The sequence below is a fragment of the Rhizobium aethiopicum genome (assembly GCF_900094625.1).
In the GTDB taxonomy this organism is placed as follows: domain Bacteria; phylum Pseudomonadota; class Alphaproteobacteria; order Rhizobiales; family Rhizobiaceae; genus Rhizobium; species Rhizobium aethiopicum.
This window is the reverse complement of record NZ_FMAJ01000018.1, coordinates 16,977-42,958: the sequence shown is the minus strand read 5'-3', so window position 1 is coordinate 42,958 and position 25,982 is coordinate 16,977. Positions and strand designations below refer to the sequence as shown.

21 protein-coding genes are annotated in these 25,982 nt (G+C 62.2%); 5 read left to right on the top strand and 16 right to left on the bottom strand.

The window, feature by feature from the left end; all coding sequences use genetic code 11:
• The first annotated feature begins 21 nt into the window (after positions 1-21).
• Together accD and GA0061105_RS27035 are read left to right on the top strand one after the other, a co-directional pair.
• A complete protein-coding gene (gene accD / locus GA0061105_RS27040; protein WP_092753944.1) occupies positions 22-927 on the top strand; it encodes an acetyl-CoA carboxylase, carboxyltransferase subunit beta in 906 nt (301 codons plus the stop codon).
• A 27-nt stretch (positions 928-954) separates the two neighbouring features.
• The gene (locus GA0061105_RS27035) at positions 955-2,307 is read left to right on the top strand and encodes a bifunctional folylpolyglutamate synthase/dihydrofolate synthase (protein ID WP_208601708.1); all 1,353 of its coding nucleotides are present in this window, start codon (positions 955-957) and stop codon (positions 2,305-2,307) included.
• 66 nt (positions 2,308-2,373) lie between these two features.
• Here the strand turns inward: GA0061105_RS27035 and trxA are convergent, their stop codons facing one another.
• The 12 genes from trxA to GA0061105_RS26975 form a co-directional block, all read right to left on the bottom strand.
• The gene (gene trxA, locus GA0061105_RS27030; RefSeq protein WP_008528748.1) at positions 2,374-2,694 is read right to left on the bottom strand and encodes a thioredoxin; all 321 of its coding nucleotides are present in this window, start codon (positions 2,692-2,694) and stop codon (positions 2,374-2,376) included.
• Between the two features lie 75 nt (positions 2,695-2,769).
• Positions 2,770-6,321, bottom strand: a complete 3,552-nt coding sequence (addA, locus tag GA0061105_RS27025) for a double-strand break repair helicase AddA (protein WP_092753941.1) — start codon at positions 6,319-6,321, stop codon at positions 2,770-2,772.
• Positions 6,314-9,505 (bottom strand): double-strand break repair protein AddB, encoded by a 3,192-nt coding sequence (gene addB, locus GA0061105_RS27020; protein WP_092753939.1) that lies wholly within the window; start codon positions 9,503-9,505, stop codon positions 6,314-6,316. Before addB ends, addA begins: the two co-directional genes overlap by 8 nt.
• Before the next feature lie 4 nt (positions 9,506-9,509).
• Complete coding sequence (locus GA0061105_RS27015; protein ID WP_092753937.1) at positions 9,510-10,241, bottom strand: nucleotidyltransferase family protein; 732 nt, start codon at positions 10,239-10,241, stop codon at positions 9,510-9,512.
• A 13-nt stretch (positions 10,242-10,254) separates the two neighbouring features.
• Positions 10,255-11,769, bottom strand: coding sequence for a tRNA (adenosine(37)-N6)-threonylcarbamoyltransferase complex ATPase subunit type 1 TsaE (gene tsaE / locus GA0061105_RS27010; protein ID WP_092753935.1), 1,515 nt, complete (start codon positions 11,767-11,769; stop codon positions 10,255-10,257).
• Positions 11,766-14,351, bottom strand: a complete 2,586-nt coding sequence (locus GA0061105_RS27005) for a PAS domain-containing sensor histidine kinase (RefSeq protein WP_092753933.1) — start codon at positions 14,349-14,351, stop codon at positions 11,766-11,768. Before GA0061105_RS27005 ends, tsaE begins: the two co-directional genes overlap by 4 nt.
• A 203-nt stretch (positions 14,352-14,554) precedes the next feature.
• Positions 14,555-15,955 (bottom strand): adenosylhomocysteinase, encoded by a 1,401-nt coding sequence (gene ahcY, locus GA0061105_RS27000; protein ID WP_064696368.1) that lies wholly within the window; start codon positions 15,953-15,955, stop codon positions 14,555-14,557.
• Positions 15,956-16,100: 145 nt separating this feature from the next.
• Positions 16,101-16,376, bottom strand: coding sequence for an HPr family phosphocarrier protein (locus tag GA0061105_RS26995; RefSeq protein WP_011423436.1), 276 nt, complete (start codon positions 16,374-16,376; stop codon positions 16,101-16,103).
• 9 nt (positions 16,377-16,385) lie between these two features.
• A complete protein-coding gene (locus tag GA0061105_RS26990) occupies positions 16,386-16,787 on the bottom strand; it encodes a PTS sugar transporter subunit IIA (RefSeq protein ID WP_004672623.1) in 402 nt (133 codons plus the stop codon).
• Positions 16,788-16,937: 150 nt separating this feature from the next.
• Positions 16,938-17,390: an HPr kinase/phosphorylase gene (locus tag GA0061105_RS26985; protein ID WP_092753931.1), complete on the bottom strand. Its 453-nt coding sequence runs from the start codon at positions 17,388-17,390 to the stop codon at positions 16,938-16,940.
• Complete coding sequence (locus GA0061105_RS26980; protein ID WP_064696366.1) at positions 17,387-19,177, bottom strand: sensor histidine kinase; 1,791 nt, start codon at positions 19,175-19,177, stop codon at positions 17,387-17,389. The genes GA0061105_RS26985 and GA0061105_RS26980 overlap by 4 nt, the downstream gene beginning before the upstream one ends.
• Positions 19,178-19,257: 80 nt before the next feature.
• Positions 19,258-19,995 carry a response regulator transcription factor gene (locus GA0061105_RS26975; RefSeq protein WP_190233656.1) on the bottom strand — a complete coding sequence of 246 codons (738 nt, stop codon included), beginning with the start codon at positions 19,993-19,995 and terminating at the stop codon, positions 19,258-19,260.
• A gap of 337 nt (positions 19,996-20,332) precedes the next feature.
• Here GA0061105_RS26975 and GA0061105_RS26970 point away from each other — a divergent pair, with 337 nt between their 5' ends.
• From GA0061105_RS26970 to GA0061105_RS26960, 3 genes are all read left to right on the top strand, one after another.
• A complete protein-coding gene (locus GA0061105_RS26970) occupies positions 20,333-21,943 on the top strand; it encodes a phosphoenolpyruvate carboxykinase (RefSeq protein ID WP_092753929.1) in 1,611 nt (536 codons plus the stop codon).
• A 106-nt stretch (positions 21,944-22,049) separates the two neighbouring features.
• Positions 22,050-22,487: an alternative ribosome rescue aminoacyl-tRNA hydrolase ArfB gene (gene arfB / locus GA0061105_RS26965; protein WP_092753927.1), complete on the top strand. Its 438-nt coding sequence runs from the start codon at positions 22,050-22,052 to the stop codon at positions 22,485-22,487.
• 1 nt (position 22,488) lies between these two features.
• Entirely contained in the window at positions 22,489-23,100 is a 612-nt protein-coding gene (locus GA0061105_RS26960) for an alpha-ketoglutarate-dependent dioxygenase AlkB family protein (RefSeq protein WP_092753925.1), read from the top strand.
• A gap of 14 nt (positions 23,101-23,114) precedes the next feature.
• Here the strand turns inward: GA0061105_RS26960 and coaA are convergent, their stop codons facing one another.
• Genes coaA through hisA form a run of 4 tightly spaced genes read right to left on the bottom strand, consistent with a single transcriptional unit; the run spans position 23,115 to position 25,982 of the window.
• The gene (gene coaA, locus GA0061105_RS26955) at positions 23,115-24,110 is read right to left on the bottom strand and encodes a type I pantothenate kinase (protein WP_064696362.1); all 996 of its coding nucleotides are present in this window, start codon (positions 24,108-24,110) and stop codon (positions 23,115-23,117) included.
• Positions 24,107-24,430, bottom strand: a complete 324-nt coding sequence (locus GA0061105_RS26950) for a phosphoribosyl-ATP diphosphatase (protein ID WP_092753923.1) — start codon at positions 24,428-24,430, stop codon at positions 24,107-24,109. Before GA0061105_RS26950 ends, coaA begins: the two co-directional genes overlap by 4 nt.
• 16 nt (positions 24,431-24,446) lie before the next feature.
• Entirely contained in the window at positions 24,447-25,235 is a 789-nt protein-coding gene (hisF, locus tag GA0061105_RS26945) for an imidazole glycerol phosphate synthase subunit HisF (RefSeq protein ID WP_092753921.1), read from the bottom strand.
• A complete protein-coding gene (hisA, locus tag GA0061105_RS26940; protein ID WP_092753919.1) occupies positions 25,236-25,982 on the bottom strand; it encodes a 1-(5-phosphoribosyl)-5-[(5-phosphoribosylamino)methylideneamino]imidazole-4-carboxamide isomerase in 747 nt (248 codons plus the stop codon). It lies immediately after the preceding gene.

The following is a 25,982-nucleotide window of genomic DNA, read 5'->3' as shown; positions in this document are numbered from 1 at the left end:
AATCAGTTAGGAGATTTCGAGTTGAACTGGATCACCAACTACGTTCGCCCGCGGATCAATTCCATGCTGGGCCGCCGCGAAGTTCCGGAGAATCTTTGGATCAAGTGCCCGGAAACGGGCGAAATGGTCTTCCACAAGGATCTGGAATCCAACAAATGGGTCATTCCCGCATCCGGTTATCACATGAAGATGCCGGCCAAGGCGCGCCTTGCCGATCTTTTCGATAATGGCGAATACGAATCACTGCCGCAGCCGAAGGTTGCCCAGGACCCGCTGAAGTTCCGCGATTCGAAGAAATATAGCGATCGTCTCCGCGATAGCCGCCTGAAGACCGAACAGGAGGATACGATCCTCGCCGGCCTCGGAAAGGTCCAAGGTCTGAAGCTTGTTGCCGTCGTGCACGAGTTCAACTTCATTGGCGGTTCGCTCGGCATCGCCGCCGGCGAGGCGATCGTCAAGGCTTTCGAACGCGCGACCTCAGAAAAGTGCCCGCTGGTCATGTTCCCAGCTTCCGGCGGCGCGCGCATGCAGGAAGGCATTCTCTCGCTGATGCAGCTGCCGCGCACGACGGTGGCCGTCGACCTGCTGAAAGAATCCGGTCAGCCCTATGTCGTTGTTTTGACCAATCCGACGACCGGTGGCGTCACGGCCTCCTATGCCATGCTCGGCGACATCCATCTTGCCGAGCCCGGCGCCGAAATCGGCTTCGCCGGCAAGCGTGTGATCGAACAGACGCTGCGTGAAAAGCTGCCGGAAGGCTTCCAGACCTCCGAATATCTTCTGGAACATGGTATGGTCGACATGGTCGTCAAGCGTCACGACATCCCGGAAACGCTGGCACGCCTTCTGAAGATCCTGACGAAGAAGCCCGTCTCGGCAGCGAACGACATGAGTGGCGGCGCCATCGCTCTGGCGGCGAGCGCCTGATAACCGACAAGCAGGCGGGGTGCCGAATTGATACCCAGAGGCCAAACAGCGGTGAGTGAGGCAGCGCAAGAGATTGAAAAACTCATGGGATTGCATCCCAAGGGGTTTGATCTGTCCCTCGATCGCATCACCCGTCTTCTCGATGTGCTCGGCAATCCGCACCGGAAATTGCCGCCGGTCATCCATGTCGCCGGCACCAACGGCAAAGGGTCGGTAACAGCCTTCTGCCGCGCCCTGCTCGAAGCCGGCGGTTACAGCGCTCACGTCCACACCTCGCCTCATCTCGTCAATTGGCACGAGCGTTATCGCATCGGCGTGGCGGGCGGACGCGGCCAGCTCGTGGAGGACGTCGTCTTTGCCGAGGCTCTGCGCCGCGTGGCCGATGCCAATGCCGGGCAGCACATCACTGTCTTCGAAATTCTGACGGCGGTCACCTTCATCCTGTTTTCCGAACATCCGGCCGATGCCGCGATTATCGAAGTCGGTCTCGGCGGCCGCTTCGACGCCACCAATGTCATTTCCGATCCGGCCGTTTCGGTCATCATGCCGATCTCGCTGGATCACCAGCCCTATCTCGGCGACAGGGTCGAGCTGATCGCCGCCGAAAAGGCCGGCATCATGAAGCCGGGATTGCCCGTCGTCATAGGCCATCAGGACTATGACGCGGCCTTGGACGTTCTGATGTCGACGGCCGAGCGGCTGCATTGCCCGAGCGCGGTCTTCGGGCAGGATTTCATGGCGCATGAAGAATATGGCCGGCTCGTCTATCAGGACGAGTACGGCCTTGCCGACCTGCCGCTGCCGCGCCTTCCCGGCCGTCATCAATATGACAATGCCGCCGCCGCCATCCGTGCCGTCAAGGCCGCTGGCTTCACCGTCACCGAGACGATGATGGAAAAGGCGATGAATTCAGTGGAATGGCCGGGACGGCTGCAGCGCCTGAGCGAGGGCCGGCTGCTGACGCATGCGCCCGCCGGCGCCGAGACCTGGGTCGATGGCGGGCATAATCCCGGCGCCGGCGAAGTGATCGCCGAAGCCATGGCCAATTTCGAGGAGCGCCAGCCGCGGCCGCTTTTCCTCGTTATCGGCATGATCAACACCAAGGATCCGGTCGGCTATTTCAAAGCCTTTACCGGCTTGGTCGAGAAGGTGTTCTGCGTGCCGATCCGCGCCAGCGACGCGATGATCGATCCGGTAATATTGTCGAATGCCGCCTATGACGCAGGTCTGGTTGCCGAGCCGATGGCGACGGTCGCCGATGCGCTGGAAGCGATAAAGGCCACTGTCGATCCGCAGGCCCTGCCTCCGCGCATCCTCATCGGCGGCTCCCTCTATCTTGTCGGCGATGTGCTTTCGGATAACGGCACGCCCCCGAAATGAGAGGCGCGAAATAAAAAAGCCCGGTCGAAGCCGGGCTTTTTCATGGGATACAATAAACGATATCAATCAGGCAGCGTTGGAAATCCAGTTCGAAAGCGCCGTCTTCGGTTTGGCGCCGACCGAGATATCGGCGACTTCGCCGCCCTTGAAGATTGCGAGAGTCGGAATGGAGCGCACGCCGAACTGGGCGGCGAGTTCCGGATTTTCGTCGATATTCAGCTTGGCGACCTTGACCTTGCCTTCCATTTCGACCGCGATCTCTTCGAGGCTTGGAGCGATCATCTTGCACGGGCCGCACCATTCAGCCCAGAAATCGACGACGACGGGTTCTGCGGATTCCAGGACTTCCGACTGGAAGTTATTGATATCGACTTTCACGGTAGCCATGGGCTGCTCCTTTACCGGAATTAGGTGTTGAATCACATGTGATGGTGCGGCGCCGAATTTTCAATGTCCGGTATTTCACTTTGTCTTCAGTCCTGCAAGCGCCAAACCGAGCGTCGTCTCGCTCAGCGTATGGAGCGATGCATTCTCGGTATAAACGAGCATGCAGTCGATGCGTTTGCCGGGATAGAGCGGCGCCAGGATCTCGCGATAGATCGCCAACTGGGCCTTGTGCGCAAAGGGGATCGCCTCTTCGGTCGCCGGCGGCACCCGGTTGGTCTTGTAGTCGAGAATGACGACGCGATCGGCAAGCACGGCGAGTCGGTCGATCCGGCCGGAGACGGCATAACGCCTCTCTTCGAGCGTGAATGTTCCCATAATCGAAACTTCCGGCTGAGCCTCTACCCCGAGAACCGGCTGCAGGCCCGCTTCGTCCAATAGTTTCAGAACCGAATCGACCAGCCTGCGGCGTTCGGCTTCCGGCCAGAATCGCGCCGCCCGTTCGGCATATCGGCGTGCGGCATCGGGCCGTTCGCCAAGCGGAATTTCCGGAAGCGCCTGCAGCATGCGATGGATCAGCCGGCCCTTTTCCAGCGAACGATCGCTGCGCTGCTGCTCGCCGAACAACGGCGAAGCAACGAACAAGCTGCCTTCGTCTTCGTCGACGATCGTCCCGGCGCCGGAAGGGCTGAGGGGCCGAGGCAGCTCAGCCTGCGGCGGCAAGGGACGCAACAGGCCTTCCGGCAATTCTTCCTGGCTCGCGCGCGCCTCGTTGCGGTCGACACGCTCGAAGCTCCGCTCCACTTGCGGCACGCGCCATCGGATGCCCGGCCATGCCCCGTCGGGGCCGGAGAAGGTGGCCGGCTCCACATGGGGATGGCCTTCGCTCAGCGCGGTGGAAATCATCATATGCCAGGTGTCGCTATTTGCGCGTATGCCACGATAGCCGCAGACGATCAGCCGGTCGGCGGCCCGCGTCATTGCGACGTAAAGCAGCCGGCGATACTCCTCTTCAGCCAGCATCTGGATGCGCGCGGCATCGTTTTGCGTCAGCGAGTTTGCAAGGTCGGAAACGGGAACCCAGGCCGGCAGCGGCGGCTCGTCCGCGGCGGTTTCGATCAGGCGAAGCTTCGGCAGATGTGTATGGGTGAAGGCTTTGGAGCCGCCGTCGACGAGGAAGACGATCGGCGCTTCAAGCCCCTTGGAGGCATGCACGGTCATGATCCTGACCTCGTTGCGCCCCTTGTCCTGCTCCCGCTTCACCTCGGGCGCTTCGAGCTCCAGCGTTGAGATGAAGGATTGCAGCCCGGGAAGGCCGGAGCTCTCGTGGTCGAGGGTGAAGGTCAGGAATTCGTCGAGGATATCACTGACCTCGGTGCCGAGACGGGCAAGGAATTGCCGCCGCCCGCCATAGCTGCCCAGCACGCGCGCATAGAAATCATGGACCGACAGACGCCTCGACTGCCGAAGAAACAGCTCCAGCCTTTCGACGACAGCACGGAATCGTTCGGTGCCGTCGGCCGCAAATCTCTTGAGATGGCTCCAGACGCTCTCATTGTCGCCCCGCAGGCCGGCGATTGCAAAGACATCGTCCTCGGAGAGATCGAAAAGCGGGCTCTTGAGCACGGCAGCGAGCGAAAGGTCGTCTTGCGGCAGAAGCAGGAAACGGCCGAGCGCCAGCAGATCCTGTACGGCGATATGGCTGGTCAGCGTCAATCTGTCGGCACCGGCGACGGGAATGTCGCCGCGGCGCTTCAGGGCGCGTGTCAACGCATTGACGAAGGCGTCGCGCTTGCGCACCAGCACCAATATGTCGCCGGCTTCGATCAGCCGCTCCTTGCCTTTATCGACAATCGTTTGAACGCCGACGAGCGTGCCGATCGAATGAGCGATCCGCCGCGCGAGGATTGCGGCCGGCGCGCTTTCCGGCGTCGCATCGAAGGGCGCCGTCCAATCCTCTTCCTTCACCACCGCTTCCGGCGCGACCATCTCCCAGAGATCGACGGCGCCGGGATGTCCGATGCGGCTGGAACGGTGCACGACCGGCTCCCCGACCGCGCTGAGACCCCGCGCATTGTCCGATGTCCTGAAGATCTGGTCGACGGCCTCGAGCACGTCGGCGGTCGAGCGGAACGAGAGCGGCAGCCGCACAGAGGAAAAACTCTGCCCACTGTCGGATACCCGCCGCCGCGTCCGGTCGCTCTCTTCGGAAAAACGCTCGGGCCGCGCTCCTTGGAAGGAATAGATCGACTGTTTCTCGTCGCCGACCGCAAACAGCGTGCGCACGATCGGCCGGGCGCTCTCGCCGGAAAAGAAATCTGCGGCGAGCGACTGAATGACGCTCCATTGGATCGGGCTGGTATCCTGCGCCTCGTCGACCAGGATATGATCGATACCCCGGTCGAGCTTGTAATGGATCCAGGGACCGACGCCACTTTTTGTCAACAGGTCGGCGGTCCGGGTGATCAGGTCTTCGAAATCGAGTTGGCTGCGCTGCTTCTTCAGCTCTTCATAATCGTGGTTCAGCCGACGGGCGAGCACGAGCGCGGCCTGCGTGGCACCGAACATTCGCATCAGCTTCAATCGGTCGCGGCTTGCCGCGACATGGGCGCGGGCGGCGGCGATGGCGCTCGTCAACTGCGGCGCTTCCGCAAGCATCGCCTTGACGAGGAACTGCGAATCCGATTTCGGCTCGCCCTTCGCCGTCAGGAAGATTTTCTCCAGCATTTCTGCGCGTCTCGCACCATCGCGCTCCCGGCCGGCAAGCCTGAGGCCATAGGCAACCTCCTGCGCCTTGGCCCCGCCTTTCTGGTCGGCAAGCGACAGATAAAGCTCCAGGATGCCGCCGGAAAGCTCCGGCAACGGCCAGTATTGCGCCGCGATCCGGCTTTCCGTATCGCCCGCGGCAAGGCCGAGCCTTTCCCGCAGAACCGTCTCTACGCCGCCCAGTCGTTCTGCCGCCGCCGTGAAGCGGCGAATGGCGTTCCGGTTGGCGACGATGTCGGTGAGCAGGTTCTCCAGGCCGGATTCGTCGCCGAGATTGAGCACATAGGCGAATGCCGCGGCAAGGGCGCTGCCTTCCTCCGGCGCGGTCGCCGTCAGCAGCGCCCGGCGCGCATCAAAAAGCAGTGCAGCCGCCGCGCGATCGTCAAGGACCGAAAAATGCCCGGCAACGTTGGCCTCCAGCGGGAATTGGTGCAGCAGCGCTTCGCAAAAGGCGTGAATCGTCTGGATTTTCAGACCGCCCGGCGTTTCCAGCGCCTTCGCAAACAACCGGCGCGCCTCGGCGAGTTTCAGCAGGTCGGGAGCCGTACCTTCGATCTGCATGATCCGCTGGCTGAGATCTTCGTCGTCAAGCACCACCCAGTCCGCCAGCCGTTCGAAGACGCGGTTCGACATTTCGGAGGCCGCGGCCTTGGTATAGGTCAGGCAGAGAATGGCGGAAGGCCGCGCGCCGGCAAGCAGCAGACGAATGACACGCTGGGTCAGGACATGCGTCTTGCCGGAACCGGCATTGGCCGAAACCCATGCGGAGCGCTCGGGGTCTGAGGCGATCGCCTGCTGGATCGTGGTCCAGCCGATCCAGGCGCCGGGATCGTCGTCATTCGGAAGAGCAGTCTCGTCACTCATCGCCGCCCTCCTCAGTCTCGGCCGTCGACCATTCGGAGACCCGGGCGAGATGATCGTAGTCGCCGCCGAAATCGAATTGCTGCGCCGGAATGAGCCGCGAGGTAAAGCCCTTTTCGCCGGACTGCAGCAAACTGACGAACTTGATCAGCTGGTCGACCGATTCTCCGGCAAGGTCCATCGCCGATTTCGCCTTGTCGCTGCGGGCCGAGTTTTCGTTGTTCACCGTATCGACCTGGAAGCGGCTTCCCGGACGCAGGCGAACATAGAGCAGATCCTGCGGCGCAAGACTGCCGGCATCGCGGAAGGCGCCGGCGCTCAAGGCCGCCGCCTCCAGCGCGAGCTGCGGATCGAGAAGCGCGCGTGCCTGCGCCGGTGAGGGGTTGTAGCCGGTCTTGTAGTCGATGATATCCGCTGCGTCCGGTCCCGTGACATCGATCCGGTCGGCCACGCCGTTGAGCCGGATATTGATCGCCTCCAGCTCCACGCCGCCGCGCACCTCCGTCAGCGTCCTGCGTATGCCGGGACGCCGTCCGGCCTCCCATTCGAGGAAGGCGCGGGCCACTTCGCGAAAGCGCGGGCGCCACACGGCATCGATATGCGGCGGCAGCTTTTCCATGTCGAAAAGCTCGGTGAGGATCCGCTCCATCGCCGCTGCCGCTTCCGGGGTGCCGGCGACATGCGCCTCGCGGATGAACCGGTCGATGATCTTGTGATAGAGCGTTCCGCGTTCGGCCGCTCCCGGGTCGCGGTTGAACGTGTCGACCGGATCGAGCCGCAGGATGCGGCGGGCATAGATGGCGTAGGGATCACGGCGCAGCCGTCCGACCTCGCTGAAGGAATAGGATTTCGGCTGCAGCGTCAGCGGCGGTTTCGGCGAGGGCCGCTGCGCCGCCGCCTGGGCCTCCCCTCGATCGATCAGGCCGGCCCATTGCAGGAAGCGGTCACCGCGTGCCCTTAAGGCCGTTTCAAACGCCTCTCCGCCGAGCGCCAGCAGTCGCTGCAGCCAGCGTGAGGCGACTGTCGGCGTCGAACCCTGGCGCAGCGCGCGCGAATAGATCAGGTGGCGGGTGCCGTTGGCCATCTCGAAATCATGCGCCAGCTGGCCGATGCGCCGCTCCGGCGGCTCGAGCCCGATCTCCGTCTTCATCATGCGCGGAATGAAGGGATTGTTGGCGCTCTGCCCTGGCCAGGAACCTTCGTTCAACCCGCCGAGGATCAGCGTGTCGAGGCTCTGCAGGCGGGCTTCGAGCGTGCCGAAGATGAAGAGGCGGGGATGGCTGAGCGCCCGTGGCTTCACCGCATGGCCAGCCGCGAGGGCGGCCATGATGTCGATCCATTGCGGTCCGTCGGCCTCCATCTGGCCGTCCGTGTCGATCACCTCGCTCAGCAGCGAGGCAAGGGCGTCTCCTGCCTCGTGTGACCAGAGATCGGCGAGATTGCCGTGCGGATCTGCCGCGACCGCTTCGAGCGAACGGCCGGTCCGCTCCGCCCATTCGGACAGCGTGAAACTTTTTGTCTTGCCGCGCTCTTCCGGCCGGTGCCGGACCAGCGCGGAAGCAAGAGGCTCGGTTGCGCGGCTAACCCGGCGGGCAAGCTCGGATGCGGTATTGGCGGCCTCGGCGGCAAGCGCCTTTCGCCATTGCGGCGTATGTCGGTCCAGGGCCTGTTCGCTGAGCTGATGTGTCAGGAGCAATTCAAGCGCGCCAATATCCACCTCCGCCACGCCGCCGCGCAGCGCCAGCAGTTCAAGCGCTTCGGTAGCGGAAATCAAGGCGTCGCGGTCGAGGCCGAAGCGGGCCAGCGGATGTTTGAGCAGCGAGACGATCGCCACCGGATCGCCCGGACGCAGCGCCGCCTCCAGCAGCAGTTGCAGAAGCGTGCCCTGCGACGTCGCCGACAGCGGTGTGCCAGCCGAATCGTCGGCGAGGATGCCGAAGCGGGAAAGCTCGGCCATCACCCGACGGGCGAGATTGCGGTCGGGCGTGATCAGGGCTGCCCGGCTTTCGCCATCCTGTCCCGGCCTTTCCAACGCCATCCTGAGCGCGATGGCAATCGCGGTTGCTTCCTCGCGCTCGTTGGCGGCTTCGATCAGCGAAACATCGCCGAACGCGGAAGTCAGCGCTCCCTCGGGCAGCGCGCCCTTCCAGGCTCCCCAGTCGCTGGTCGCCTCAGCCGGGGCGAGCGCCCGCGACAGGATTTCGGCGCGCCGCTCAAGCTCGGCCTCCGGCCTGTCAAGGAGACGGATGTCGGCTCGTGTCAGCCTCAACCTCTTCAGCAGCAAGGACAGGCCATATTGCGGGTGGCTCCGGCTGGCCGGGTTGGCATGCTGGCCCGGGGCCGGTTCCGGCGCGACCATTTGCCAATGCCTTTCGGGCATGGAGAGATCGAGGCCCGGAAGTACGATCACGCCCTCCGACAGACCGGCGACGGCGGCGATAAGATCGGCAGTGGCGGGAACCGACCCTGTCGAACCGGCGATGATGACCGGCCCGGCGGGCTTCGTCGCCGAAAGCCTGGCTGCCTCGGCCCGAAGAATGGCATTCCTGTGCCGTGCCGGCGAGGATTTGCCGAGCTCGGAAAGCCGCTCCGGCCAGAAGGCGCTGGCGATCTGCAGGAACTCCGCCGTCAGCTGCCACCAGGCGGCGTAGTCGCCGGTGTCGAGTTTCTGCAGTTCCGACCAGTCGAGATCCTCGGTTTCGATGGAATCGATCAGCTCCGCGAGGTTGCGGGCGAGCCAGATCGCATCCGCCGGACTTGCCGGCGCAACCAGCGGCGAATCGGAGTGGATATGACGGACGATCTCCGGCAGTTTGTTTCGCCAGGCAAGGATCAGGCCCGCCAGTTCCAAGAGCCGGGCGGTATTCGACAGCGGCTGGGCGAGATCCATCGTTGCCGGCAGCGCCTCTTCGAAATAACCGCTGTCATCGTCGGTTTCGCCGAGCGGACGGATCACCGGCAGGATCGCCGAGCGGCCGCCAAGCAGATCGACGAATTCCGAGCGCAGCACGCGCACGGCGCGCCTGGTCGGCAGATAGATGGTGACCCGGGCGAGCGACAGGGGATCGTCGGCCTCATGTCGGAAAAGCGGCGTCAACCGGCCGTCGCAAAGGGCCGTTGTTAGGGTTTTCAGGAATGGAAGGCCCGCCGGGATCGTCAGGATGCGTGGCTGGTGCCGTTCCGCCATGAGCTCACGCGAACGCCCGCAATCGGCGGATCGTTTCCTCCGCTTCGCCGATCGCCTCCGGCGTTCCCACCGTCAGCCAATGGCCTTCGAGCACAATGCCGAACAGCCGCCCACGTGCGATCGCCTTGTCGAAGTAGATATTGAGGTTGAAGGCATCCTCCGGGGCATCGTCAAATAGCGCCGGGTTCATGGCGATCGCCCCGGCATAGACGACGGGATTGGACGGATCGTCGCGATAACGTGTCAGCCGCCCGTCTGCCGCAAGGCTGAAGTCGTTCTTGCCATTATGACCCGTCGTATCCGCGATCCCAACGCAAAGCAGCGCCATGTCCATGCGCTCTGCATCGAAGAATTCGGCTAAGCGCTGCAGATTCGTCGGCCGTCCCGGCTGCTCGCCGATCCAGAAGAGATCGGCGTTCATGACGAAGATATCGTCGCGTTCAAGCAGCTTCAGGCCCTTCGCCAACCCTCCGCCGGAATTCATCAGCCCGTCCCGCTCGTCTGATATGATGATGTCGAGGCCGCGATATTTGCCGAGATGATCGAGCATCTGATCGGCATGATGGTGAACATTGACCACGGCCCGCTCGACACCGGCCGAAACAAGCGCGTCCAGCGCATAATCTATCATCGGCTTGCCGTCGATCTTCACCAGCGGCTTCGGAATCGTCTCGGTGATCGGGCGCATGCGGGTGCCGAGACCCGCGGCCAGTACCATGGCTTGTCTGATGGTCATCTTGATCCGGAACTTATGATTCGCTCTGGCCTATTCCAGCCCTTGCGCACCAATCGCGCAAGGGGGCAAGCGCTTCGTGCTGGAGCGCGACGTTGAGATAGGCGAGGGTGCGCGGCATATGTTTGAGATAACCGGCCTTGCCGTCCCGCTGCAGCAGCCGTACCCAGAGACCGGCAAGCTTGCAATTGCGCTGCGCCGACATGATCGCCCAGGCTTTCAGGAATCTGGCTTCGTCGAAGTGGCCCTGCGCGCGGCGAAGCGCCAGATAGTCATCCATCAGCTGCCGGAACAGCTGCGGTTCGATGTTGACGCGCGCATCCTGGACGATGGAGGCAAGGTCATAGGCGGTGGGGCCGATCATCGCGTCCTGGAAATCGATGAGACCGATCCTTTTGATGCCGGCCTGCTGGGGTCTCCAGATGATGTTCGGCGAGTGGAAATCGCGCAGCAGCAGGTTTTTTTCGGCCGCCGCCAGCTCATCGATCAGCGCGTCCCAGATCGCCAGATATTCCTCACGCTCGGTGTCCGACGGTGCGCTGCCGCGCCTCCAGGCAATGTGCCAGTCGAGCACAAGCTGCACTTCCATCTTCATCGCCGTGCGATCGAAATCAGGTATGTGATGCGTATGGGTAGCGGAAACCGGTATATCCCGCGGAAACGGCATGGAATGAAGATGGGCAAGACAGGCGACGCTTTGCCGGTAACGGGCGGCGATCGGCCGCCCCTCGTCATCGAGCACGCCCCCGGTGCCGAGGTCTTCGATCAGCAGGATGCCCTGTTCGTAGTCGACCTTATAGATCTCCGGCGCCGCAAAACCCCGTTCGCGCAGCGCATCGGCAATCGCAACGAAGGGATAGGCGTCCTGTGCGAGATGCGCCACCTTGGGATAGGGCTTGCCGTCGTGGACCGGCGGGCCCTCGGGATGCGGCCGCCAGTCCATCAGGATGATGCGGCCCTTCGCGTTCTCGCGATAAATCGCCTCATAAGCGCGTAGCGAGGCATCGCCGGTCAGGAAGCGACGTTTGGCGCCGGAATAGCCGGCGTCTCCCAGGAAATTGCGGATCGCCAGGACGCGACGGATGCGCAAGGCCTGTGCGCCTGCGGCGATGATCGTCGCCCGGCGGCCGTTGCCTTCATGCGCCAGCGTCAAGGCGATGGATTCCCTCGGCAACTCGCTCGCGGCCATTTCCGGCCATTCGACGAGACAGATGCCGTTCTGCAGGGCCTCGTCGAAACCGAGCTCCGTCAATTCGGCGGGGTCGCCGAGCCGATAGAGATCAAAGTGCGACACCGGGATACGCAGATCGTAGGATTGCACCAGCGTGAAGGTCGGGCTCGGGACTTCGAGCCCTTCGTCATCGGCAATGGCACGCAGCATCGCACGGGCGAGCGAGGATTTGCCGGCGCCGAGGTCGCCTGAAAGGGCAAGACAATCGCCGGCCTTCAAGGCCAGCGCCAAGTCCTCGCCGAGGCGAAGCGTGGCCGCTTCGTCTTCCAGGAAAAGCGAGATCGTATCAGCGGTCGTCATTCGGCGGCGGCGGAATGCGGTATGTTGACTGAGGGGATACGGCAGACCACCGTCGTACCCTTGCCCGGCTCGCTGTCGATCGTCACGTCGCCATGATGCAGGCTGACGAAACTGTCGACGATCGAGAGGCCGAGGCCGGCGCCACCGCGTTTTCCGCTTTTTGCCCCCGTCGCGAACCGGTCGAAGACGGTCGCAATCATGTCGGGCGAAATGCCGGGGCCGCGATCGCGGACGGCGAAGACGAAATCCGTGCCTTCGCGATGGCATTCCAGCGAGACCGAAGTGCCCTCGGGCGAGAAATTCGCGGCATTGGCAAGAAGCTTCAGAAGGATCTGCTTCAGCCGCTGCGGATCGGCGATGATCGAACCGAGGTAGGCGGGGGCGGTGATTTCGAGAGCGACGCCGCTTTCCTGCAGCCGATCTGCGATCTGCATCGAGACGTCGTCGAGCAGGTCGTTCAGATCGATTTCCGCATAGTTCAGCCGCATGATGCCGGCATCGACGGTCGCAAGGTCGAGAATATCGTTGACAAGCGTCAGGAGAACCGAGGACGAGGTCGAGATGTGGTCGATATATTCGGCCTGCCGCTCGTTCAGCGGCCCGACGCCCGGCGTGCGCAGGAGGTCTGTGAAGCCGATGATATTCGTCAGCGGTGAGCGAAGTTCATAGGAAACATGCTGAACGAAGTCGTTTTTCAGTTCATCGGCTTTGCGCAGCGCCTCGTTCTTCTCGGTCAGCGCGCGCTCGGCTCGCACGCTGTCCGTCATGTTGACGAAGGTCAGCATGGTCTGCGCGTTCGGCAGCGGGATGACGGCGTAATCTAGAACCAGGCCGGAGAAGAGTTCCAGCGTCCCCTGACTTGAGCGGCGCTCGTCGTCGAAGCTGGTGATCAGTTCCGCGAAGGTCTTCCAGCCGTCCGGCCGGTCATAGGACGGCGCGCAGGCCTCGCCGAGCGCGCGGATATGAGTGCCGGGCTTGGCCTCTGCCTCCGTGATCCCCCAGAGCGCGCGGAAGGCCGGATTCGACAGGCGGATGCGCCCGTCAGGTCCGAACACCGCGACACCTTCGGAAAGATGATCGATCGTTTCGCCCTGTACCTTGACCAGCGTGTTGTAGCGTGTTTCCAGGTCGACCTGTTCGGTCAGGTTCTCGAACACCCAGGTTGCGCCCCCCTGCGGATGGGCGGTCGCAAAGACGCGCAACGTCTGTCCGTTCGGCAGGTGCCAGAGATCCGATTGCGTGTCGAGGGCGCGATAGACGGAAAGAGCCGCTTCCTTCCAGCTTTTCCAGTTGAGCTGGTCCGGCAGCTTCTTGGCTGCCCGCAGCCGCTCGAGCAGCTCGCTATTGTCCGGGCGGCCCTCTAGGAAGGCGATATCGAGCTCCCAGAGCGCGACGAACGCCTGGTTGTAGAACTGCAGCCGGCGGTCGCCGTCGAAGATGGCGACGGGTGTGGCGAGATGGTCGAGCGTTTCGGCATGGCTCTTCAGCGTCCGTTCCAGCTCGGCGCGCACCGCCTCTATATCAGTCACGTCGATCGCAATCCCGGCCGAGCCGCCGGGGACCCTGACGTCGACGACGTCGAAGAAGGTGCGATTGCCGTGCACGACGGTCGAGATCTTGTCGTGGAAAGGCGATTCCGGCGTCGTCGTTGCTCGAATTCGCTCGCGCGCCACGGTCGTCAGCATCTCGCGGCCTTCATTGATCGCCTGTTGCGGCGAGCGCGCTTCGACCGCGTCGCCATAAGCCTGGTTGACCCAGGTGAGGCGGCCCGCCGGGTCGCGCTGCCAGGCCGGCATGTCGATCGCGTCGAGCATCGTCTGAAAGGCCGAAATCGACGTCATCAGCCGGTCGCGCTCGATTCTGAGTTCGGCAAGCTCGGCGCGCAGATTGTTGAGCGCCACAAAGCGGACGAAGGCGCGTCCGCCGGAAACCCGGCCCTGTGCCTCGAGGATTTCATCGCGGATGGTCTCGACCACCATATCGAAGCTCTGCGCCCCGTCGCGAAGCCGGTCGATTGCCTTCTCCAACTCCGAGGCGGAGTGTGACTTCAGCCAAAGGCCGAAGGCCAGGAATTCACCGTCCTGCGGCGCGCCGGTCTCGGGCGGGAGCTGGCCAAGCAGTTCCGGGCGTGCATTGCCGTCCCAGATGACGATCCGCCGGTTCTTGTCGGCGATCAGCGCCTGATATTGCGAAATGCGCTGCTGGGCATCGGAGAGCGCTGAACGGATTTCCCGGCTCTCGTTTTCCAGATTGCCGCGCTGGCGCACGAGCCAGAGCGTCGAAAGCAGGGCCGCCGATATGACGCCGATGACGACGGAAACGCCGACGACCTGTGAGGAGGTAAAGAGGTGAGCTGAGGCCGCCGCCTGCTGTTCGGTCTGTGCCAGTACCGGCCGCGCCAGCGCGGCAAGCGCCGTGCCGGCCGCGCAGGTTTTCAGGAAGCGCGCCAATGATCCATGCTCTTGCTGTGCGGCCTCGTGTGCCGTTGCAGATTTATATTCTGGGCCTTCCATCGGCGACCGGCGACCGGCGCGAGCGCCATCGTCCGCCTGACCGGTCAGGCTGTTTTTCACTTCCGACATCCGCGGTATGTCTCCGTCCTTCAATGTGCCGCATTACGACAAGACATCCCATTTTCGGAGCGGTCGGACGGGGTCCGGCGTCCCGAATCAAGTCTTAAAACAATACTTCGGAAGGGAATCGGCGGGAAGGGAGTGGCCGAAAAATAAGCCGCGGCATTTGTCAATGCCGCGGCTTCTACATCTTGTGGATATTGATCGCCCTATCAATATCTGTAGTGGTCCGACTTGAAAGGACCCTGAGGCTTCACACCGATATAGGCAGCCTGCTCTTCGCTGAGCTGGGTAAGCTTCACGCCGAGCTTGTCAAGGTGAAGGCGCGCGACCTTCTCGTCGAGATGCTTCGGCAGGATGTAGACCTTGTTCTCGTACTGGCCGGGCTTCGTGAAGAGCTCGATCTGCGCCAGCGTTTGGTTGGTGAAGGAAGCCGACATGACGAAGGACGGGTGGCCCGTCGCATTGCCGAGGTTGAGCAGACGGCCTTCGGAGAGAAGGATGATGCGGTTGCCCTTGGGGAATTCGATTAGATCGACCTGCGGCTTGACGTTGGTCCACTTGAGGTTACGCAGCGCGGCGACTTCGATTTCATTGTCGAAATGGCCGATATTGCCGACGATCGCCATATCCTTCATCTGACGCATATGGTCGATGCGGATGACGTCCTTGTTGCCGGTCGTGGTGATGAAGATGTCGGCTGAGGAGACGACGTCTTCGAGCAGCACGACTTCATAACCGTCCATGGCGGCCTGCAGGGCGCAGATCGGATCGGCCTCCGTGACCTTCACACGGGCGCCGGCGCCCGAGAGCGAGGCGGCAGAACCCTTGCCGACGTCACCGTAACCGCAGACGACGGCAACCTTGCCGGCCATCATCACGTCAGTGCCGCGGCGGATGCCGTCGACCAGCGATTCCTTGCAGCCATATTTGTTGTCGAACTTCGACTTGGTGACGGAGTCGTTGACGTTGATCGCCGGGAAGGGCAGCAGGCCCTTCTGGCTGAGCTGGTAGAGGCGGTTGACGCCGGTGGTCGTTTCCTCGGTGACGCCCTTGATGGCGTCGCGCTGCTTGGTGAACCAGCCCGGAGAAGCGGCGAGGCGCTTCTTGATCTGTGCGAAGAGGATTTCTTCCTCTTCGGAATGCGGATGGGAGAGCACATCCTCGCCGGCTTCGGCGCGGGCGCCGAGTAGGATGTACATGGTGGCGTCGCCGCCATCATCGAGGATCATGTTGGAAAGGCCGCCATCGGCCCACTGGAAGATCTTGTCGGTATAGACCCAGTAGTCTTCGAGCGACTCGCCCTTGATGGCGAAAACCGGAACGCCGGCTGCGGCAATCGCGGCGGCGGCGTGGTCCTGGGTCGAGAAGATGTTGCAGGAAGCCCAGCGGACTTCGGCGCCGAGCGCCACCAGCGTTTCGATCAGCACGGCCGTCTGGATGGTCATGTGCAGCGAACCGGTGATGCGCGCGCCCTTGAGCGGCTTTGCCTCGCCGAACTCGGCGCGGCAGGACATCAGTCCCGGCATTTCCGTTTCGGCTATGGTAATTTCCTTGCGGCCGAAATCCGCAAGCCCGATATCGGCGACGACATAATCTTTTTCAGTGCTCATAGAGGTCTCCAGGCTGAAAAACGTCTCAAAAATTGGCGCAGGCGCGAGCAAGCGCACGGCATGCCAGCCGTTTAGCAGGCTTCGCCTGGGAAGGCAATAAGGATATAAAGAAGTCTTTATATGTTTATATGAACTCCACCGGAGCTCACATTTCTTCGCCGAACTTGTTCTGGATCAGCTGGTCGAGGGCCTCCAGCGCTTCTTGAGCCTGGCTGCCGCTCGCCGAGACGACGACGCTCGAGCCGGGGCTTGCCGCAAGCATCATGAGGCCCATGATCGAGGTGCCGCCGACCGTCATTCCATCCTTGGAAACGGTGATGGCTGCATCGAAATTCTCGACCATCTGCACGAATTTGGCGGAGGCGCGCGCGTGAAGACCGCGCTTGTTGATGATGAGGAGTTCCCGGGAAAGCGACGTCATGGAGGCCCGTTATTTTCCGCTGAGCACGCGGCTCGCGACGTTGATATATTTCCGCCCGGCTTCGGAAGCTTCCACCAGCGCCTTCTCCATGTTGTTCTCGCCGCGCACGCCGGCGAGCTTGATCAGCATCGGCAGGTTCACGCCGGCAATGACCTCGGTATGGCCGCTGCTCATGACCGATATGGCAAGATTGGACGGCGTGCCGCCGAACATGTCGGTCAGGATGACGACGCCATGGCCATCGTCGGCACCGGAAACGGCTTGCAGAATATCCTGCCGTCTTTGGTCCATATCGTCTTCGGGGCCAATACAGACCGTCTCGATAAATTTCTGAGGACCGACGACGTGCTCGACAGCATGACGAAACTCTTCAGCCAGCTTGCCATGAGTGACAAGCACAAGTCCGATCATGATATTACTGCTCCCATATACGCAAACGGTGGCTGAGATATCGCAATGCAGCAATTACGTCCACCGGTGGCGGCACATCTTGGCGATGAAAAGCCGAAGTGCAAGATAAAAATGCAAATATATAAGGCGGATTGATCAATCCGGAAGCCTTCAGCAGCCGATATCAGGCGCTTTTGCCATCAGGATCGCGAGCGGTGAGGCAACATTTGTGAGCAGCCGCAATGCGGGAAGCGAAAAGCCCGGGGCGAGACTGACGATTTCGCCCTCGGCAGGGACGCGGTTTTCACCGGAAGCGCTGCCGGGAAGCACGGCATAATGCATGATTGCCTGCGGCACGTGATCCTGCTGGACGATGCCGGTGCCGCGAAGCTCGATCAGCCCGGCGATCGATGGCGGGCATGCGGCAATCACCGAGCCGGCTTCTTCCGACAGGAGGACCTGGTCGTCAGCGACCAGCGCCGTAAAAAGACCCAGCCGGCGGGCCTCGGTCATGCAGGTGAAGGCCAGCATCGACTTTCCCCAGCCGGAGGGCCCGCTGAACAGGAGCCCCGTCCTGCCGACGACGATCGCCGTCGCATGGATGTTGGGGGCCGGCGCCGTCATGCGGCGGCATCAAGCGGCAGGGCAAGGATGAAGCGCGCGCCGAGCACGCGTCCGTTCTCGCCATCGGTGATGTTCTCCGCCCTCAGCGAACCGCCGTGGGCTTCGGCGATCTGACGGCTGATCGAAAGGCCGAGGCCGGAATTCTGGCCAAAACCTTCCGATTCCGGCCGGTCCGTATAGAAACGCTCGAAGATGCGGTCGATATTTTCCGCCTGGATGCCGGGGCCGTTGTCTTCGATGGTTGTGACGCAGCGCGAGCGTGTGCGCACCAGCCGCACGGTGATCTTGCCGCCCTTCTCGGGCACGAAGGAGCGGGCGTTCTCGATCAGGTTCGTGACGATCTGGCCGATGCGCAGATCGTGGCCGTTGACGACGAAACGCGTCTTGATGTTCGGTTTGCGTTCGATCGTGTATTCGATTTCCACCTGCTTCTTGCTGCCCCTGATCTGGCGGGACACGTCGATCAGGTCGCGCAGCAGCACTTCCATGTCGACCGAGCCGGCGTCGACGCGTGCGAGTTCGGCATCGAGGCGCGAGGCGTCCGATATATCGCTGATCAGGCGGTCCAGGCGGCGCACATCGTGCTGGATGACATCCAGGAGCCGTTTTTTGGAATCCTCGGATTTGGCGAGCGGCAGCGTTTCGACGGCGCTGCGCAGCGAGGTAAGCGGGTTCTTGAGTTCGTGGCTGACATCGGCCGCGAAGCTCTCGATCGCATCGATGCGGTCATAGAGGGCCGTTGTCATCTCGCGCAATGCAATGGAAAGATTGCCGATTTCATCCTGGCGGGCCGAGAAGTCGGGGATCTGTTCGCGCGTCTTGGCGCCACGGCGCACGCGGATCGCCGCTGCCGAAAGACGGCGCAGCGGATTGGCGATGGTCGACGACAGCACCAGGGAAAGCAGCACGTTGACGAGCGTCGCCACGCCGAAGACCCGCATGATCGCAAGCCGTTCGGCATGAACGATATTATCGATGTCGCCCGCCTGCGTCGACAACAGCAGCACGCCGAGCACGGCGCGGAATCGCTGGATCGGCACGGCGACGGAAACGATGAGCTCGCCCTTCTCGGTGGTGCGCACGACTGCGCCGCGCACGCCGGTCAGCGCATTCATCACTTCGGGATAGATCGAGCCGTCGCCGCCCGGCGCTTCCTTGTAGAGCGGCAGGTTGCCGGGCTGCAGTGCCTTGTTGAACAGCGTCGCGAACCAATCGCTCCAGGTCTGCTTCTCTTCTTCGACCGGCGGCAGGTCGAAGCGCAGCACTTGGCCGCGCGAATAGAGGTGACGGGAATCGAGCAGCAGATTGGCGTCGGCATCAAAGATGCGCGCGCGTGTGCGGGTCGGCGAGATCAGCCGGCGCAGGACCGGGGCGACCTTCTCCGGATCGATCGGAAATTCCAGGTCCTCGTCGTTCGGCACCGGGGTGATGCTCTGGCCGGCCTGCAGCTCGAGCAGCTTCTGCGGATCGATGGTGATCGAGTTCGTATCGACGGACGCGGAGGCCGAAACGGCGCCGGCAATGATTTCACCCTGCGTCAACAGGCTTTCGGCGCGGGCGTCGATCAAGCCTTCGCGAAACTGGTTGAGGTAGAGAATGCCGCCAACGAGCACCACCAGCGCGACGAGATTGAAGAACAGGATGCGCCGCGTCAGGCTGGAAAACACCGCATTGCCGAAGATGCGGCGGATCAGTGTAAAGGGATGCGACCAACGGCGGCCTCGGACGCGACGGGTGCTCACGCCCTCCGCATCGTCCAGATCCCTTTCCTGCACCAACTGTGCCAATGACAGGCCCTTTCGAAGGGTCGGGCCGGATGGGACCGGCCCGCAACCCTCAACAATTGCTCGCGCTGCGCCGTTCGGGCTCAGGCTGCTTCGCGAAAGCGGTATCCCACTCCGTAGAGCGTTTCAATCATATCAAAGTCGGTATCGACCATCTTGAATTTCTTGCGCAGCCGCTTGATGTGGCTGTCGATGGTCCGGTCGTCGACATAGACCTGTTCATCATAGGCTGCATCCATCAGCGCGTCGCGGCTTTTCACGACGCCGGGGCGCTGCGCCAGCGAATGCAGGATCAGGAACTCGGTCACAGTCAGCGTCACGGCCTCGCCCTTCCAGGTGCAGGTATGGCGCTCCTGGTCCATGACCAGCTGTCCGCGCTCCAGCGAGCGGGCCTGCTGCACCGCGCCGGCTTTCGGCGTACCGCTGGGGCTCGTGCCGCCGGCGGCCGCGGCTTCACGGCTCGAGGCGCGACGCAGAACGGCGCGGACGCGCTCCACCAGCAGGCGCTGCGAGAAAGGTTTGGTGATGAAATCGTCCGCGCCCATTTTCAGGCCGAAGAGTTCGTCGATCTCCTCGTCCTTGGAGGTGAGGAAAATAACCGGGATATCCGACTTCTGCCGCAGGCGGCGCAGCAGCTCCATGCCGTCCATGCGCGGCATCTTGATATCGAAGATCGCCAGCTGCGGCGGTCGCGCCAGAAGGCCGTCGAGCGCCGAGGCACCGTCCGTATAGGTCTCGACCTTATATCCTTCGGCCTCCAGTGCGATCGACACCGAGGTGAGGATGTTGCGGTCGTCATCAACGAGCGCGATTGTCGGCATTGTGTTGGTCTCCGTCATCAGTGCGCAATCTCCCGGATTTGTTTGTCCCCAGGCGGTCTCAGCGACCGGATGCGCTTATGGAGGATAAAGGTGGAACAAATTGTGGCAAAGATAAAGGGGAGGATTGTTCTAAAATTTACCGGCAATCTGAAGTGGTGCGGCAAAATGTTTCAACGCGGTCCCTTAAAACGATTTAAAAAGGACGCGGCAAATTTAAATCGATTAATTATTTGATATTACTACCTTTTCTCAATTTTAGTCTCTTGTGTTTTAAAATTTCTCCCCGTATTTTCACCTTCAGTTTAACGGCAACGAGCCTGAGCGAAGGGAACTAGCCATGGAAAAGTTCGGAGTTCATAACCCGGCAATAGAGCTGGAAACGGTTGGATTGAGCGGCGCAGCCAGCGTTCGCTATAACTTTTCCGCCGCAGCGCTCTATGAAGAAGCGATCCGCCGGGGTGAAGCCGAACTGACCGCCCAGGGCGCGCTCCGGGCCATTACCGGCCAGCACACCGGCCGTTCGCCGCGCGACAAATTCGTCGTTCGCGACGCCAATACCGATGGTCAGATCTGGTGGGACAACAATAAGCCGCTCTCGCCGGAGCATTTTGCCCTGCTGCGCGCCGACATGCTGGCCCATGCCGCGGGCAAGGAGCTTTTCATCCAGGATCTCGTCGGCGGCGCCGAGGAGGGCCATGCCCTGCCGACCCGCGTCGTTACCGAATACGCCTGGCATTCGCTGTTCATCCGCAATCTGCTGATCCGCCCAGAGGCTGCGGCGTTGCCGACCTTCGTGCCGAAGCTGACGATCATCGATCTGCCGAGCTTCAAAGCCGATCCGGCTCGTCACGGCTGCCGTTCGGAAACGGTGATCGCCTGCGATCTCACCAATGGTCTCGTGCTCATCGGCGGCACCTCCTATGCCGGCGAAATGAAGAAATCGGTGTTCACGGTGCTCAACTACCTGCTGCCGGCCAAGGGCGTCATGCCGATGCACTGCTCGGCCAATGTCGGCCCCGACGGTGACGCGGCGGTCTTCTTCGGCCTTTCTGGCACGGGCAAGACGACGCTTTCGGCCGATCCGGCCCGCACCCTGATCGGTGACGACGAACACGGCTGGAGCGAAAACGGCATCTTCAATTTCGAGGGCGGCTGCTACGCCAAGACCATCCGCCTCTCGGCGGAAGCCGAGCCGGAAATTTATGCGACGACGCAGCGCTTCGGCACCGTGCTCGAAAACGTCGTGCTCAACGAAGGCCGCGAGCCCGATTTCGACGACGGGTCGCTGACCGAAAACACCCGCTGCGCCTATCCGATGCATTTCATCCCGAATGCTTCGGAAACCGGCCGGGCCGGGCATCCGAAGACAATCATCATGCTGACTGCCGACGCTTTCGGCGTCATGCCGCCGATCGCGCGCCTGACGCCCGATCAGGCGATGTATCACTTCCTCTCCGGTTACACCGCCAAGGTGGCCGGTACCGAAAAGGGCGTCGTCGAGCCGGAAGCGACCTTCTCCACCTGCTTCGGCGCACCTTTCATGCCGCGCCACCCGGCCGAATACGGAAATCTGCTCAAGGAGCTGATTAGCCGTCACGGCGTCGAGTGCTGGCTTGTCAACACCGGCTGGACCGGCGGCGCCTACGGCACCGGCAAGCGCATGCCGATCAAGGCGACGCGCGCCCTTCTGGCCGCCGCTCTGAGCGGCAAACTCGGGCAGGTCGAATTCCGCGCGGATCCGAATTTCGGTTTTGCCGTGCCGATCTCCGTCGACGGTGTCGATGGTGGCATTCTCGATCCGCGCTCGACCTGGACCGACAAGGCAGCCTATGACGCGCAGGCCGAAAAGCTCGTCTCGATGTTCATCGCCAACTTCGCCAAGTTCGAAAATCACGTCGATGGCGGCGTTCGCGACGCGGCTCCTGGCGTGAAGGTCGCAGCCGAATAACAGGCAGACTTCTGATTCACGTGAAACCCGGCATCGCAGGATTGCCGGGTTTTCTCGTTGACCGCCGATATTTTCAATTGGTCAGCGATATGAGATAGAACGCCGCATGGCCAGCGACGCGCTCTATATCGATGACAGGATCACCATCGCCGGATGGGAGCTGACGGAACAGTTCGTTCTGGCGGGCGGTCCCGGCGGCCAGAACGTCAACAAGGTCTCGACCGCCGTCCAGCTGTTCTTCAACATTCCGAGTTCGCCATCGCTCAATGATCGCGTCAAGGCCAACGCGATCAAGCTCGCCGGCCGGCGTATGTCGAAGGACGGCGTGCTGATGATCGAGGCGAGCCGCTTTCGCAGCCAAGATCGAAATCGCGAGGACGCGCGCGATCGGCTGAAGGAACTGATATTGGAGGCGGCCAAGCCACCGCCGCCGCCGCGCAAGAAGACCAAACCGACCAAGGGATCGGTCGAGCGCCGCCTGAAGGAAAAGTCGGGCCGTTCCGAAGTCAAGAAAATGCGCGGCAGACCCGGCGGCGGGGAATGACATGCCCAGCCTCCTGAACGGCATCCGCCATCTGCCGGGATATCTGGACAGGATGCGCCAGGAAGACTTGATCGAAGTGATCCGTGCCGTCGTCGCCGAAGCGCCGCTTTTCGTCCCCGTTATGCCCGGCACCGGCAAGCCGATGTCGGTGCGCATGACCAATTGCGGGCCGCTCGGCTGGGTGACGGACAAGGAGCGCGGCTATCGCTACCAGCCGACCCATCCGGCCACCGGCAGGCCCTGGCCGGCCATGCCGCAGCCCTTGCTCGATATCTGGAATGGTGTTTCCGGTTATGAAAAGCCGCCGGAAGCATGCCTCGTCAATTTCTATTCAGACGAGGCCCGCATGGGCCTGCATCAGGACAAGGACGAGCAGGATCTGCAGCCGCCTGTCGTGTCGATCTCTCTCGGTAACAGCTGTCTCTTCCGCATCGGCGGTCTCAACCGCAATGATCGCACGCTATCTTTCAAGCTTGCGAGCGGCGATCTGATCGTGCTGGGCGGCGAGGGGAGGCTTTGTTACCATGGCGTCGACCGCATCTACCCCGCGACATCGACGCTGTTGAAGAACGGCGGCCGCATCAATCTGACGCTGCGCCGCGTTCATCCGTGAAAATTGATCGCCTGCTATAGTTTTCTGAGTGCGACCTGTTCGATCAGGTGATCCTTACCCTTTTTCAGGATGAGATCGGCGCGCGGCCGGGTCGGCAGGATGTTTTGCCGCAGGTTTTTCAGGTTGATGTTCGTCCAGAGATCTTCGGCGATTTCGAGCGCTTCCGCATCGGTGATCGAGGCGTAGCGATGGAAATAAGAGTTGGGATCGCGGAAGGCGGTTTCCCGCAGCCGCATGAAGCGCGTCACATACCAGTTGTGGATCTGGTCTTCTGCGGCATCGATGTAGATCGAGAAGTCGAAGAAGTCGGATACCATCGGCACGATCTTGCCGTCGGCCGGCAGGTCGCGCGATTGCAGCACGTTGATGCCTTCGAAGATCAGAATGTCGGGCCGGTCGACGATCTTGTATTCGTCCGGCAGCACGTCATAGACGAGATGCGAATAACACGGCGCCTTCACATCAGGGCGCCCGGCCTTGATCGCCGAGAGAAAGCGCAGGATCGCGCCGGTATCGTAGCTTTCCGGGAAACCCTTGCGCTGCATCAACTTTTCCCGCTGCAGCACCGCGTTGGGGTGGAGGAAGCCATCCGTAGTGATGAGATCGACCTTCGGGCTGGAAGGCCAGCGGCCCAGGAGCTCCTTCAGGATGCGGGCTGTGGTCGATTTTCCCACAGCGACCGAGCCGGCAATGCCAATGACGAAAGGCGTTTTCGTCACATCCGACATGCTGAGGAAGCGGTTGCGCTGGTCGAACAGCATCTGCGAGGATTCGACATGCGACGATAGCAGGCGCGACAGCGAGAGGTAGATGCGCCGGACCTCGTCGAGATCGATCGGATCGCCCATCGAACGCAGCCGCTTGACCTCGTCTCCGGTCAGCGTCAGCGGCGTGTCCGCTCGAAATTTCGCCCATTGTTCGGAAGAGAAGAAGTGGTAGGGCGAATAGGATTCAGACTGGAAGTGATCCAATATCTCCGGCACCCCGATAATCTCAGTCGCGATACTCATGAACTCTGCCGGCTGGCCTTTTCCTTGAGACCGGACTGCGCGGTTCTGCGCTCGAGTTCGGCCATGACATCCTCTAACGGTATTTCAGCAATCTTCAATACGACCAATAGGTGATAGAGCACATCGGCGGCCTCGTAGGTCAGATTGTCGCGGTCGCCGGTCACCGCCGCCATCACCGCTTCGATTGCCTCCTCACCGAGCTTCTTCGCCGCTTTCGGCTGGCCGGCGGCCACGAGCTTGGCGGTCCAGGATTGCTCCGGTGAGGCTTTCGATCGCTCTTCGACGATGCGTTCGAGGTCGGAAAGGGAAAATCCGCTCATTGTCCGCTCTCCGGGTTCAGTCGAGACGCATGGCGATGCCGCACTTCGACATATAGTGCTTCGCCTCGCCGACGGAATAGGTGCCGAAGTGGAAGATCGAGGCGGCGAGCACGGCATTGGCATGGCCCTCCTTCACCCCGGCGACGAGATCGTCCAGGTCGCCAACGCCGCCGGACGCAATGACCGGCACACGCACCGCATCGGCGATCGTCCGTGTCAGTTCCAGATCGTAGCCGACCTTGGTGCCGTCGCGGTCCATCGAGGTGACCAGCAGCTCGCCGGCACCGCGCGCCACCATCTTCTGAGCGAATTCGACGGCATCGATGCCGGTCGCGTTTCGGCCGCCATGCGTATAGATTTCCCAGGCGCTGAGATTGTCGCCGCCGACCGCCTGCGTGCGCCGGCGCTTGGCATCGATCGAGACGACGATGCACTGGTCGCCGAACTTGTCGGCCGCCTCGGCGACGAAATCGGGATTGCTGACGGCTGCGGAATTGATCGAGACCTTGTCGGCGCCGCACAGCAGCAGCTTGCGGATGTCGGCGATGGTTCTGACCCCGCCGCCGACGGTCAGCGGCATGAAGCACTGATCGGCGGTGCGCGACACGACGTCGAAGATCGTTTCTCGATTATCCGAGGAGGCGGTGATGTCGAGGAAGCAGAGCTCGTCGGCACCGGCCGCGTCATAGGCCTTCGCCGCTTCGACGGGATCGCCGGCATCGACGAGATTGAGGAAATTGACGCCCTTGACGACGCGGCCGTCCTTGACGTCGAGGCAGGGGATGACACGGGCCTTGAGGGTCATTTACGCTGTCTCCTTGGGCCTGCTGGCCTTGATCAGCGCCAGTGCTTCCGCCGGATCGATGCGGCCGTCGTAAAGCGCCCGGCCGGAAATCGCCCCTTCCAGCTTGTGCGCATCCGGCTGCAGCATGCGCTTGATGTCTTCGATCGAGGCAAGGCCGCCAGAGGCGACGACCGGAATGGAGACGGCGTCGGCAAGTTCCAACGTCGAGCTCCAGTTGATGCCGGTCAGGATGCCGTCGCGGTCGATATCGGTGTAGATGATCGCGCTAACGCCGGCGCCCTCGAATTTCCTGGCGAGCTCGACGATGCCGAGTTCGGAAGCCTCCGCCCAACCCTCGACAGCCACCTTGCCGCTCTTGGCATCGATGCCGACGGCGACGCGGCCGGGGAATTTCCGGCAGGCCTCGATGACCAGATCGGGATTTCTGACCGCGACGGTGCCGAGAATGACCCGCCGCAGCCCCCGCGACAACCAGGCCTCGATGTGATCAAGTGTGCGGATGCCGCCGCCGAGCTGCACGGGGTTTTTGGTCGTCTTCAGGATCGCCTCGACGGCGTCGCCATTGGCTGAATGTCCCGCGAAAGCGCCATCGAGATCGACTACGTGCAGCCATTCGAAACCCTGGTCTTCGAAGGATTTCGCCTGGGCGGCCGGATCGGTGTTGTAGACCGTCGCCTGCTGCATGTCGCCGAGCTTGAGGCGGACGCATTGGCCGCCCTTCAGATCGATCGCGGGAAAAAGAATCAT

Bases quoted from the DNA above. Each gene is read 5' to 3' on its own strand.
- GA0061105_RS27015 (WP_092753937.1), bottom strand. From the start codon at position 10,241: ATGACCATCAGACAAGCCATGGTACTGGCCGCGGGTCTCGGCACCCGC.
- hisA (WP_092753919.1), bottom strand. From the start codon at position 25,982: ATGATTCTTTTTCCCGCGATCGATCTGAAGGGCGGCCAATGCGTCCGC.
- GA0061105_RS26960 (WP_092753925.1), top strand. From the start codon at position 22,489: ATGCCCAGCCTCCTGAACGGCATCCGCCATCTGCCGGGATATCTGGAC.
- tsaE (WP_092753935.1), bottom strand. From the start codon at position 11,769: ATGACGACCGCTGATACGATCTCGCTTTTCCTGGAAGACGAAGCGGCC.
- coaA (WP_064696362.1), bottom strand. From the start codon at position 24,110: ATGAGTATCGCGACTGAGATTATCGGGGTGCCGGAGATATTGGATCAC.
- arfB (WP_092753927.1), top strand. From the start codon at position 22,050: ATGGCCAGCGACGCGCTCTATATCGATGACAGGATCACCATCGCCGGA.
- GA0061105_RS26985 (WP_092753931.1), bottom strand. From the start codon at position 17,390: ATGACGGCGCCGGCCCCCAACATCCATGCGACGGCGATCGTCGTCGGC.
- GA0061105_RS26950 (WP_092753923.1), bottom strand. From the start codon at position 24,430: ATGAGCGGATTTTCCCTTTCCGACCTCGAACGCATCGTCGAAGAGCGA.
- trxA (WP_008528748.1), bottom strand. From the start codon at position 2,694: ATGGCTACCGTGAAAGTCGATATCAATAACTTCCAGTCGGAAGTCCTG.
- hisF (WP_092753921.1), bottom strand. From the start codon at position 25,235: ATGACCCTCAAGGCCCGTGTCATCCCCTGCCTCGACGTCAAGGACGGC.
- addB (WP_092753939.1), bottom strand. From the start codon at position 9,505: ATGGCGGAACGGCACCAGCCACGCATCCTGACGATCCCGGCGGGCCTT.
- GA0061105_RS26970 (WP_092753929.1), top strand. From the start codon at position 20,333: ATGGAAAAGTTCGGAGTTCATAACCCGGCAATAGAGCTGGAAACGGTT.
- GA0061105_RS26990 (WP_004672623.1), bottom strand. From the start codon at position 16,787: ATGATCGGACTTGTGCTTGTCACTCATGGCAAGCTGGCTGAAGAGTTT.
- GA0061105_RS26975 (WP_190233656.1), bottom strand. From the start codon at position 19,995: ATGCCGACAATCGCGCTCGTTGATGACGACCGCAACATCCTCACCTCG.
- GA0061105_RS26995 (WP_011423436.1), bottom strand. From the start codon at position 16,376: ATGACGTCGCTTTCCCGGGAACTCCTCATCATCAACAAGCGCGGTCTT.
- ahcY (WP_064696368.1), bottom strand. From the start codon at position 15,955: ATGAGCACTGAAAAAGATTATGTCGTCGCCGATATCGGGCTTGCGGAT.
- addA (WP_092753941.1), bottom strand. From the start codon at position 6,321: ATGAGTGACGAGACTGCTCTTCCGAATGACGACGATCCCGGCGCCTGG.
- GA0061105_RS27005 (WP_092753933.1), bottom strand. From the start codon at position 14,351: ATGTCGGAAGTGAAAAACAGCCTGACCGGTCAGGCGGACGATGGCGCT.